The organism is Lampropedia hyalina DSM 16112 (assembly GCF_900129055.1).
Lineage (GTDB): Bacteria > Pseudomonadota > Gammaproteobacteria > Burkholderiales > Burkholderiaceae_C > Lampropedia > Lampropedia hyalina.
The window spans coordinates 30,406-40,731 of record NZ_FQUZ01000030.1 but is presented as its reverse complement, the minus strand read 5'-3'; the positions used below and the strand labels follow the sequence as shown (position 1 = coordinate 40,731).

At 60.1% G+C, this 10,326-nt stretch carries 12 protein-coding genes and 2 pseudogenes; 3 read left to right on the top strand and 11 right to left on the bottom strand.

Annotated elements, in window-relative coordinates:
- The 11 genes and pseudogenes from BUE21_RS11510 to BUE21_RS14840 form a co-directional block, all read right to left on the bottom strand.
- The coding region (locus BUE21_RS11510) for a transposase (RefSeq protein ID WP_143164511.1) at positions 1 to 254 on the bottom strand (254 nt) is incomplete at its 3' end.
- Positions 255 to 306: 52 nt separating this feature from the next.
- A pseudogene (locus BUE21_RS11505) lies at positions 307 to 708 on the bottom strand (sodium:solute symporter family transporter); the annotation flags it as partial.
- 206 nt (positions 709 to 914) lie between these two features.
- Complete coding sequence (locus BUE21_RS15045; RefSeq protein ID WP_234971139.1) at positions 915 to 1,073, bottom strand: hypothetical protein; 159 nt, start codon at positions 1,071 to 1,073, stop codon at positions 915 to 917.
- A gap of 170 nt (positions 1,074 to 1,243) precedes the next feature.
- Positions 1,244 to 2,827, bottom strand: coding sequence for a ubiquinone biosynthesis regulatory protein kinase UbiB (ubiB, locus tag BUE21_RS11500; RefSeq protein ID WP_073356809.1), 1,584 nt, complete (start codon positions 2,825 to 2,827; stop codon positions 1,244 to 1,246).
- Positions 2,824 to 3,465, bottom strand: coding sequence for a hypothetical protein (locus tag BUE21_RS11495; RefSeq protein ID WP_073356808.1), 642 nt, complete (start codon positions 3,463 to 3,465; stop codon positions 2,824 to 2,826). Before BUE21_RS11495 ends, ubiB begins: the two co-directional genes overlap by 4 nt.
- 25 nt (positions 3,466 to 3,490) lie before the next feature.
- On the bottom strand, positions 3,491 to 4,294 hold the full coding sequence (locus BUE21_RS11490; protein WP_073356807.1) for an ABC transporter permease: 804 nt from the start codon (positions 4,292 to 4,294) through the stop codon (positions 3,491 to 3,493).
- A gap of 61 nt (positions 4,295 to 4,355) precedes the next feature.
- Positions 4,356 to 5,279: a peptidylprolyl isomerase gene (locus BUE21_RS11485; protein ID WP_084523229.1), complete on the bottom strand. Its 924-nt coding sequence runs from the start codon at positions 5,277 to 5,279 to the stop codon at positions 4,356 to 4,358.
- Positions 5,280 to 5,422: 143 nt separating this feature from the next.
- The gene (locus BUE21_RS11480; protein ID WP_073356806.1) at positions 5,423 to 6,256 is read right to left on the bottom strand and encodes a ferritin-like domain-containing protein; all 834 of its coding nucleotides are present in this window, start codon (positions 6,254 to 6,256) and stop codon (positions 5,423 to 5,425) included.
- 144 nt (positions 6,257 to 6,400) lie between these two features.
- Positions 6,401 to 6,592, bottom strand: coding sequence for a type IV pilin protein (locus tag BUE21_RS11475; protein ID WP_073356812.1), 192 nt, complete (start codon positions 6,590 to 6,592; stop codon positions 6,401 to 6,403).
- Between the two features lie 260 nt (positions 6,593 to 6,852).
- A complete protein-coding gene (locus tag BUE21_RS14555; RefSeq protein WP_143164510.1) occupies positions 6,853 to 7,254 on the bottom strand; it encodes a hypothetical protein in 402 nt (133 codons plus the stop codon).
- 90 nt (positions 7,255 to 7,344) lie between these two features.
- A pseudogene (locus BUE21_RS14840) lies at positions 7,345 to 7,464 on the bottom strand (prepilin-type N-terminal cleavage/methylation domain-containing protein); the annotation flags it as partial.
- A gap of 791 nt (positions 7,465 to 8,255) precedes the next feature.
- On the opposite strand from BUE21_RS14840, the gene tnpB reads away from it, so the two are divergent.
- The 3 genes from tnpB to BUE21_RS11455 all read left to right on the top strand — a co-directional run bounded on the left by tnpB (position 8,256) and on the right by BUE21_RS11455 (position 10,282).
- Complete coding sequence (tnpB, locus tag BUE21_RS11465; RefSeq protein WP_200796733.1) at positions 8,256 to 9,389, top strand: IS200/IS605 family element RNA-guided endonuclease TnpB; 1,134 nt, start codon at positions 8,256 to 8,258, stop codon at positions 9,387 to 9,389.
- 73 nt (positions 9,390 to 9,462) lie between these two features.
- Entirely contained in the window at positions 9,463 to 9,729 is a 267-nt protein-coding gene (locus BUE21_RS11460; RefSeq protein WP_073356803.1) for an RpnC/YadD family protein, read from the top strand.
- A 43-nt stretch (positions 9,730 to 9,772) separates the two neighbouring features.
- Positions 9,773 to 10,282, top strand: a complete 510-nt coding sequence (locus BUE21_RS11455; RefSeq protein WP_073356802.1) for an SEL1-like repeat protein — start codon at positions 9,773 to 9,775, stop codon at positions 10,280 to 10,282.
- Positions 10,283 to 10,326 lie beyond the last annotated feature (44 nt).

The window sequence follows — 10,326 nt, the reverse complement described above, 5'->3', positions numbered from 1 at the left end:
ATATCGCGCTCCTGCTTAACTTGCCTGAGCTCGCGCCGTAATGCGGTCAATTCTTGGCGCTCAGCGGTGCTCAACGGTGCATCTGAAGACGTATCGCCGGTTTCATCAATTTGACTCTGGCGAACCCAGGTGCCAATGCTGGTGGCGTGGCATCCAAACTCTCGGGCAAGTTCAGCATGTGTGCGACCTGCTTTGGCCAGCTCAACAATTTGACTGCGAAACTCAGGTGGATACTGCGGGCGTTTTGAAGACATGATGGACTCCTTCTTTGAGAAATATAAGGTGTCCGGTCAATGGGGGGAACTTCACCTGTGCGGCCACCCAGCCCAGATAGCTGAAGATGATGATGATGGAGCAGACCACCTCAATGAAGGTGCCGAACCGCTGGCGGTAGAAGTCGCACAGCGTCAGCAGGGTCTTCTGGTAGAGCTTGCGGGCGAAGAACAGGCCCACCAGCACCAGGCAAAGCCCGGCCCCGAAGGGGTCTTTCACCACGGCGATCAGGCCGCCTTCGGCGAATTCCGCCGAAACGCCCAATACCAGTTCGGAGCCGAACCAGGTGGCAAAAGTCATGACCACCACCATGAACAGCGGCAGGCGGCGACTGGCCAGCGCGTAATCGGTGGTGTTGTGAACATTCCTGGCGGCATACAGGCCAATGGCCACGGAAACCAGCAGGTAGGCGAAGATAAAAGCGATCAGTGCCATGCGAAAACCCTCTCACACAAAGAGTCAAAGCGAAAGCCATTTTCCTGGCTGGCAGTGCATGGCCTGATGGCCAGCGGCGGGGCGCGGGCATGACAGGGGCGGGCACAGCAGGCAAGACGGATGGTTGCGACTGAGCAAAAATCAAGCCGGTTTTTTGCCTGGATGGCACTCGCCCACGACTGAATTTTGTCAAGGGCGGATTATCTTCAGATTTTGTGGCGGTACTGAAAAAAACAGGGCACAAGGCCCCATTTTTTCAGGGCAAGCGTGCCATGGTGTTTCTCTTGTCCGGTTTGTGTGATGGTGAGACTCACGCACAGCGTCATGCCGTGCTCAACCTGCTGCTGTCTGGAACGTTTGGGCATAAGCTGGCCAAGTGGTTATTACAGCCTGGGTCAAAGCAGCAAACGCTGTCATGCCGGACTTGATCCGGCATCCAGTGACGACGCTTACAAAAAATACCTCGCTTGCCAATGGGTTGCGGCGCAACTGGATGCCGGATCAAGTCCGGCATTACGGAGGGGGCTGAAGCAGCTCACCCCAGCATTCCCTGCCGCACCAGAGCCTGCACCAGCAGCACCCCCAGCCCGCCCAGCACAAAGCCCAGCGTGCCGTAGAGCAGGGCGTGCAGCAGGTTGCTGGTGCGCCGCTGCTCTTGCAGAAGTTGCTGCAATGCCGCCTGCTGGTGGGACTGCTGGCCGTGCTGCACCAGAAAATCCTGCAACAGGCGCGGCAGGCCGGGCAGGATTTGCGCGTAGCGTGGGGCTTCGTTGCGCAACTCGGTCATCAGGCGGTGCGGCCCCATCTGCTCGTTCATCCACTTTTCCAGGAAGGGCTTGGCGGTGCTCCAGAGGTCAAGGTCGGGGTCGAGCTGGCGGCCCAGCCCCTCGATGTTCAGCAGGGTCTTTTGCAGCAGCACCAGTTGCGGCTGGATTTCGACGTGGAAGCGGCGCGAGGTCTGGAACAGCCGCATCAGCACCATGCCCAGCGAGATTTCCTTGAGCGGGCGGTCGAAATAGGGTTCGCAGACGGTGCGCACCGCCGCTTCCAGTTCGGCCACGCGGGTGTCGGCGGGAACCCAGCCGCTTTCCACATGCAGCTCGGCAATGCGCTTGTAGTCGCGCCGGAAGAAGGCGGAGAAGTTCTGCGCCAGGTATTCCTTGTCGAAATCGGTCAGGGTGCCGACGATGCCGAAGTCCAGCGAGATGAAGCGTCCGAAGCTTTGCGGCTCCACGCTGACCTGGATATTGCCGGGGTGCATGTCGCCGTGGAAGAAGCCGTCGCGGAACACCTGGGTGAAGAAAATCGTCACACCGTCGCGTGCCAGCCGGTGCAAATCCACGCCTTGCTCCTGCAAGACCTCGGTCTGGCCGACGGGAATGCCGTTCATGCGCTCCATCACCAGCACGTCGATGTGGCAGAAGTCCCAGTGGATTTCGGGAATCAGCACCAGGTCCAGCCCGTCCATGTTGCGGCGCAACTGCGCGGCATTGGCGGCTTCGCGCATCAGGTCGAGTTCGTCGTGCAGATAGGTGTCGAACTCGGCCACCACCTCGCGGGGCTTGAGCCGCTTGCCGTCGGCGGAGACACGCTCCAGCATGGATGCCATCGTGTGCATCAGCTCCAGATCGCGCTCGATCACGTCCAGCATGCCGGGGCGCAGCACCTTCACGGCCACGTCGCGCAACTGGCCTTCGCGGTCGGTGATCTGCGCGAAATGCACCTGCGCAATCGAGGCACTGGCCACCGGGGTGCGGTCGAACTGGACGAAGATATCTTCCAGCCGCTTCCTGAAGGCTTTCTCGATGATGCCCACCGCCACGTCGGAGTCGAACGGCGGCACACGGTCTTGCAGCAGGGCCAGTTCCTCGGCAATGTCGGGTGGCAGCAGATCGCGCCGGGTGGACAGCACCTGCCCGAACTTGACGAAGATCGGCCCCAGCCGCTCCAGGGCCTCGCGCAGTCGCTGGCCACGCGGTGCGTCCAGACTGCGGCCGATCGAGAGAATCCGCGCCAGTGCGGCCACGCCCTTGTGGTTGAAGCTGGTGAGCACCAGCTCATCCAGCCCATAGCGGAACACAATCCAGAGAATCGCCCAGCCGCGCAGCCACTTCCTCATGCCGATGGCTTTCTGTCGTCGCTGCTGCCGGTGTGTTCCGGTGCGTGGCCGAAGTCGCTGGCCGTGCCGGCATCATGGGTCGGGTTTTTCTGGCCGCGCAATCCGTCGATGAAGCCGGTGGCGTTCTGCGCAAAGCCGCGCAGTTCCTGTGCCACGCGCCGCGCCACGTTCGATACCTTGTGGGCCGGCACATCGCCGATCAATCGGGCCAGATCGTCTTCCAGGTCCCAGCGCACGTTGTCGATGACCCAGTTCAGTTCGCTGGCCAGTTGCACGTCCCCGGCAATGCGGATCGGCGGCTTCTGGCCGTGGATGGCATCGCGGGCCAGGGCGGAAGGCGAGGTTTCGGTGATTTCCAGCAGCAGGTGGTTGGTGGCGTGGTCTTCGTCCAGATCGAGCAGCCCGGCGGGCGTGATCTTCACCTGCATGTGAAACTGCCGCCAACTGATGAACACGGCCTTGCCGCGCTGGGTGGCCAGCCGCTCTTGGGCCTGCGGCTCCTGTTGCAGCACATGATTGACCAGCAGCACCACGCGATGCTGTACCTCATGCACCAGCCAGGGCGGAGGCGTGAGGGTTTTTTCCAGGCCAGAGAACAGGTTGCGCAGAAAGAACAGGGGGGATTGCGGAGAGGTCATGGTGGAATGCCTTGGAGAAATGGGGTTACAGCCAGTCTATCAGTTCTTCGCGGGTGCGCCCGATGGCCCCGTTGAGCACCAGGGCCAGCAGCGAGAACCACACGGCAATGGCCAGCCAGACGCTGGTGCCAGCCAGTGCGCCTTCCAGCAACGCGCTCTGGTAGCCCAGCACGAAGGGGGTCATGGGGTTGAGCCACAGTGCCCACTGCCATTGCTGCGGGAACATGGCGATTGGGAACAACACGGGGCTGAGGAAAATGCCGATGCCCAGAATGAAGTTGGTGATCTGTACCGTGTCGCGCACGGCAGCGGCCAGCAGGGCCAGCAGATAGCCCACCAGCCAGCACAGCACTGCCTGAAGCAGCAGCAACAGCACAAACGACAGCAGGGCCAGCGGCGCGAAACCGTGCTGCGGCCCATAGAACAGAAACACCGCCAGCAGCAGCGGCCCGAAAATCAGCCCGCTGGCCAGCACCGTGCGCGTGAGAAACAGCACCGGTGGCAGGGGGTTTTTCTGCAACGCGCTGCCCGCCTCCAGCAGACTGCCCATGCCGCGCGAGATGGCATCGGCAAAGGCAATCCACGGCAGCATACCGGCAATCATGTACACGCCCACGGTGCGGGCGGGGGCCTGATCGCCCAGGCGCATATTGAAGATGATGTCGAACACCAGGTAGTAGGTCGCCATCGTCAGCAGCGGTGGCAGATACACCCAGATCACGCCCGCCGCCGTGCCTGCGTAGCGGCTCTGCATTTCGCGCACGCCCATGCGCCAGCACAACTGGCGCAGGCGTTGCAGCGATTGCAGGTCCTGAAGAAGAAAGTTCATGGAAAAAGTAAGCTGCAATGCCACCTGCTCCGACCCGAACAGGTGGCATCGGGTGAGTGCATCAGCGGTCGGGGGTGGCCTGTGCCTTGCTGAAGGCTTCGATGGCCTCGAAGTCCGGGGTCGCCTTGTCCTTGATCGCTTCGGTCACGGCCGTGCGGGCACTGCGAAAGGCCGCTTCGTTACCCTCCTGCTCCAGCCGCTCGCGCACCTCCTCGAACGGCAGGGGGCGTTCCGGGCGGCGTTCTTCCAGCCGCGCGATGTGCCAGCCGAAGTGCGACAGGAAAGGCTTGCTCCACTCCCCCGGTTTCTTCAACTGCTCCACGGCATGCTCGAATTCGGCCACCATGCGGCCCTTGGTGAAGAAACCCAGATCGCCACCGTTTTCTGCACTGCGTGGGTCTTGCGAGTGCTCCTTGGCCAGTGCCGCAAAATCCCCCCCCTGCTGGAGCTGGGCGTAAATGCCGTCGATCTTCTCCTTGGCCCCTTCGGTCTTGCTCAGGATCAGGATATGGCTGGCGCGGGTATCGGCCGGTGCGCGGAACTTCTCTGGTTCGGCCTTGTAAATGGAGCGGGCGTATTTTTCCCGGTTCTGCGGCGACAGCGCGGCCTCGTCCTTCAGCTTGTCCAGCACCAGAGCCGCTTCGATGCGATCCTTGGCCAGTTGCACACGGGTCTGGACTTCGGTGGTCTGATCCAGCTTCTGCTCGCGTGCCTGTGCGGCCAGGGTGCGCTGTATGAACAGGTTTTCGGCCAGTTGGCCCACCTGATCGGGGCGACTGAGCAAACGCTGGCGCGTATCGGCGGGCAAATGGGCGGTTTCGGCCTGAATGTCATCGGTGGTGACGGTGGCATGCGGCCCCTTGAACAGCACCTGCGGCGCATCGGCCACGGCAGGCATGCAGGCTGCACCAGCCATGCCCAGCAGCACAGTGCCCACCAGATGGCGAGAAGAAGAAAGCGGAGAGAAAGAGAGTCGGAGGGTCATAGGGGTTTCAGGAAAAATCGTACACACGTTCCAGGATGCAGCGCGTCCAACGCGCAGACTATATGCCAAAAGAGTTTCCTGCCCGCAGTTTGTTCAAAGAGAATCGAATGTCGCGGCAGCATCGCACTGGCAGGTGCGCATCTTCAGTCTCCACCCCATTGCAGATACGCCAGTTCCTCCTCGGTGAAACCGGCGGCGCGTCGTGCCTCCAGATTCAGCGGAGCCTTGGGGCGCGGGGCCTCGTACTGCGCCACCAGTTGCGGGTACAGGCCCACCGGCTCCAACTGCTGCTGGTGGCACAGCCAGCGATACCAGTAGTTGCCAATGGCCACATGCCCCACCTCCTCGCGCAGGATGATGTCCAGAATCGCCACCGTCTGCACCGCATCGTCCGTGCCGATCTGGCGCAGCTTCTGCTGAATCAGCGGCGTGGCATCCAGCCCGCGTGCCTCCAGCGTGCGCGGCACCAGGGCCATGCGTGCCAACCGGTCGTGGCGGGTTTTCTCGCACATGCTCCACAAGCCCTGATGCGCCGGAAAACTGCCGTAGTGCCAGCCCATGCGCTCCAGCTGCGCCTGCAACAACTGAAAGTGCTTCGCCTCTTCGGCGGCCACCTTCAGCCAGTCGCGGTAGAACGCGGGCGGCATACCGGCAAACCGCCAGATGGCATCCAGGGCCAGATGGATGGCATTGAATTCAATGTGCACGATGGCATGCACCAGCACCGCCCGCCCCTCCAACGTGGCCGGGGAACGCCGCGCCACATCCGTATGGCGTGCCAGCACCAGAGCCGCAGGCATTCCCGGCAACCCGGCAGCCGGTGGCGCGTGCAGTTGGGCATCAGCGTGCAGCGGCAACGCATCGGCCTGGGCATGGAGCGCGTGGGTGCGGCGTGCCTTTTCGTCGGCATCGGTCAGCAGCAAAATCTCCAGAGCCTGGGCACGCAATTCGGAAAAAGCGGGGTATGAATCGGTCATCCCGCGATTGTAGGCAAGGCGGGATGATTGATCGTTTGATCGTCCCTGCGCTCCTGCGTAGCAACGCCTCCCCCGCCGCTCCAGCGGCACGCCATGGACGCTGGAGCGTCCCGATGCCGTTCCCACGCAGGAGCATGGGAACGATCAGTTCTTGCCGGAGTGCATCATAGCCGTAGAAAGGAAGTTGCGGGCATCGGAGCGAGCGGCAGCATCCTGACTCCTCTTGGCAAACTCCTGGTACTGCACCAGGGCAATACTGGCCAGAATGCCAATCACCGCCATGACCGTCAGCAACTCGATCAACGTGAATCCCCTGGAACGATGGACAGATGCCATGGCAGGCCTCATTGCACTCGCAAATGGATGAAAGGCACCCGCTTGGGGTCGAATGCCGCACGGGCGGTCTTGTCCAGAAACGCCGGTGCATGGTCGCCCACCACCACCACTTCCAGACCCGACAGGGCAGGGTCTTGCAGGGTAGAAAAAAACCGCCACTCTTTTTATGGAGGGCGGTTTGAAGTGGGGCATAGAATGCTCCACTCAATATAAGAACACGTTTGAAATTATTTCTACATTACGCGTTCACGCAAATTGCGTTATGCGCGAGGGCTGGCGTTAGTTCCATCAGCACAACCGTTCTCATCTTCAGCTTCTACGCTGGGGGCTGCGGCTGCGGGTTCGTCATTTCCGGCAGTTGCTTCACCGCAAACTGATACAGAGCCACCAGCACTGCTGCCACTGAATACATTACGACCACGAGGGGTGGAGGTAGATACTGCAATAGTGTTGCGGTTTTGAGTGTAGAAAAGATCCACGTTATTGGAAAGATGGAAGCTGAAATCACTCACAACATAAAAAGCATCAGCACCTGCAAAATTGTTGATGCGATCACCGTCAAATGCAATACTGCCCGTTGCATCACCACCCACATCTGCGGCAAAAGCAGAACTGGAAACCAAAGCTGCGGCAATCAGACCGAATTTGAAAAAGTTTTTCATAATTTTCTCCTGATATTCAATCAATTACTTAACAGAGTTGGCCATTGCGGAACTCAGGAAGTTTTTGGCATCAGATTGTGCCGAACGATCCTGAGCTTTCTTTTGGTATTCGCTGTATTGCGGAATGGCAATGGCAGCCAGAATGCCGATAATCGCCACCACGATCATCAGTTCGATCAGGGTAAAACCCTTTTGCAGAGATTTTTTCATAATCAATGTCCTCCAGATTGGGATTGACAGGCCTGAAAATATTTCCTGACCCTTGCTGTTTCTTCTGCAAATGCCATGCCCGTTGAAAATCGACCCTGAAAACGGCATTGGCACATTCCCTGCCGTGCCATTGCCCGCATGGGGCAAAAAAATGGCACAGAAGATGCTGTGCCATTGGTGGCTGTCATAACCCGTGGTGTGCCATGTTGGCGGCACGGTGGGCAGTATGGTTTGCGTGATGGTGAAACTCACTCACAGCGTCATGCCGGGCCTGACCCGGCATCCAGTGGCAACGTTTGCCTTGAAAGTCCCGGTAGCCTGGGTCGTGCCATGCTTCTGGCTGCCGGGTCAGGCCCGGCATGACGGGGTAGTGGGGTTTGTGTTTGGTAGAAATAGGTACATATCGAATGTTTTTGACATGGCACGATCGTTCCGTCTGTATGCCGCTTTGGCCCGCCACCACCGCATCAGCAAAGTACACTGCCCAGACCCGCACCCGGCCCAAGGAGAAACGATGCCCAGCGAAACCACGCACGACCTGGCAACCAGCGGGAAGTGCGCCGCGCATTTCTGTCGTGGATTCGTCTGGTGCTCTTGCCAAGGGCCTTGCCGGATGTGAAACTACCCGAACTGCACGACTTCATCCGATTGCGCGAGAAACCCCGTCCTTCAGAGCCTGCCCCGTACTTGATACGGGGGCGGGGAGGGATAGCGCGGCACTCGTAGAGTGCCCCCTCTCTCGCTTCCTTTCTGGAATTGCTATCTTTGCGTGGTTTATGGACAATGCGCAAGTGGACATCAAACGTGCCTACCGATTCCGGTTCTACCCCACGCCCGAGCAAGCATCGACGCTTGCCCGCACGTTTGGCTGTGCCCGCTTTGCCTACAACCACATGCTGCGCTTGCGCACCGATGCCTGGATGCAGCGGCAAGAGCGCGTCGGGTACCACGCCACGTCTGCGGCCCTGACTGCCCTGAAAAAGCAGCCGGAATATGAATGGCTCAACGAGGTTTCCAGCGTCCCGGTGCAGCAGGCCTTGCGCCATCTGCAAACCGCCTTTGGCCACTTCTTCGCCAAGCGTGCCCGCTACCCGCAGTTCAAACACAAGGATGGCAAACAGTCTGCCGAATACACCACCAGCGCATTCAAGTGGGACGGCTCGGCCTTGAAGCTGGCGAAGATGAATGCCCCACTGAACATTCGCTGGTCGCGCCCGATTCCGAAAGTGGCCAAAATCACCACGGTGACAGTCAGCAAGGATACGGCAGGCCGCTACTTCGTCAGTCTGCTGTGTGACGATGCCGTGGCCGCAAAGCCTGAAGCATCCGGCAAGGTAGGCATTGATCTGGGCCTGACTCACTTCGCCATCCTCTCCACCGGCGAGAAAGTCGCTGCACCCAACACATACCGCAAGAACCAGGCAAAGCTGGCCAAGCTGCAACGCCGTCTTGCCAAGAAAACCAAAGGATCGAACCGACGAAGAAAAGCCAAGCTCAAGGTTGCCAAACTGCATGCAAAGGTCGCAGACTCACGCAAGGATTTCTTGCACAAACTTTCCACCCGGCTGATAAACGAAAACCAAGTGATCGCCATTGAAAGTCTGTCTGTGTCGAACATGCAGAAAAACCGCTGCCTGTCCAAATCCATCGCCGATGCAGGCTGGGCAGAGTTTGTGCGACAGTTGGAATACAAGGCCCATTGGTATGGGCGTGAACTGGTAGGCATCGACCAATGGTATCCCTCGTCAAAGCGATGCTCGGACTGCGGATATACGATGCCAAAAATGCCTTTGAATGTGCGGCAGTGGACGTGCCCGGAATGTGGAGAACACCACGACCGGGACGTGAACGCTGCGCGCAACGTACTGGCCGCCGGACTGGCGGTGTCAGCCCGTGGAGAAGCGGTAAGTCCTGTGGCTTTTTGAGGCATGGGCGCGGTTCGGTGAAGCGGGAATCCCCTCACTTTAGGGAGGGGAGGATGTCAAGGAGGTGAAAGAAATGCTTGTAGAGAATTCCCGCTCGTGGATTGACCAGTGGAAGCATCAGGGCTGGCAGGAGGGTCGGCAGGAAGGCCGGCAGGAAGGTCGGCAGGAAGGTCGGCAGGAAGGCATTGCCCAGATACTGAACAAGTTGCTGCAAGGCAGGTTCGGGGTTTTGCCGCAATGGGCACAGCAGCGGCTGCAACAGGCCGATGCGGATACCCTGACGCTTTGGGCGACGCGGGTGCTGACGGCCAGCACGCTGGAGCAGGTGCTGGCGGATTGAGTCTGCCGATGGTTGCGGCTGTACCCGCATCTACAATGCCACCATGATGACCGAAACCGTAACAATCAGCCTGGATGCCGTCATTGCCATGTCGGGGCGCAGCAGGCGTACCTGGTGGCGGCGCATTGAGGAGGGCAGCATCAGCAAGTTGCCAGCCGATGCGCGTGGACGCACGTTGTTGGTGTTTGGGGAGATTCGCCCCGCGCTGGGCATGGCCTTGACCGATGAGGAAGTGGCCATGATTGCCCGTGCCGATGCGGGTGATGCGCTGGCCCAGGCCGAGGCTGGCGCGATGTTTGCCTTGCGGGCACAAAAAATGCCGGGAGCCGGGAGCCATTGCGCGGCTTTTTACTGGCTGGAGCAGGCGGCCGCGCAGGGGTCGGCAGATGCCATGCACTGGCTGGGAATGCTGTACGCTGCCGGGCGGGGTGAGAGTGGCGACAGCCAGCATCTGGCACTGATGTGGATTGCGCAGGCTGCGGCCCAGGGGCACGCAATTGCCAGGCAGCAGGTTCATTCCCTGACCGGGCGGGTGGTGCAGCAGGCGGTTTGATTGGCTCTTGGCCGGAGTGCAGAGCGATCGCGCTATGGTCAGTG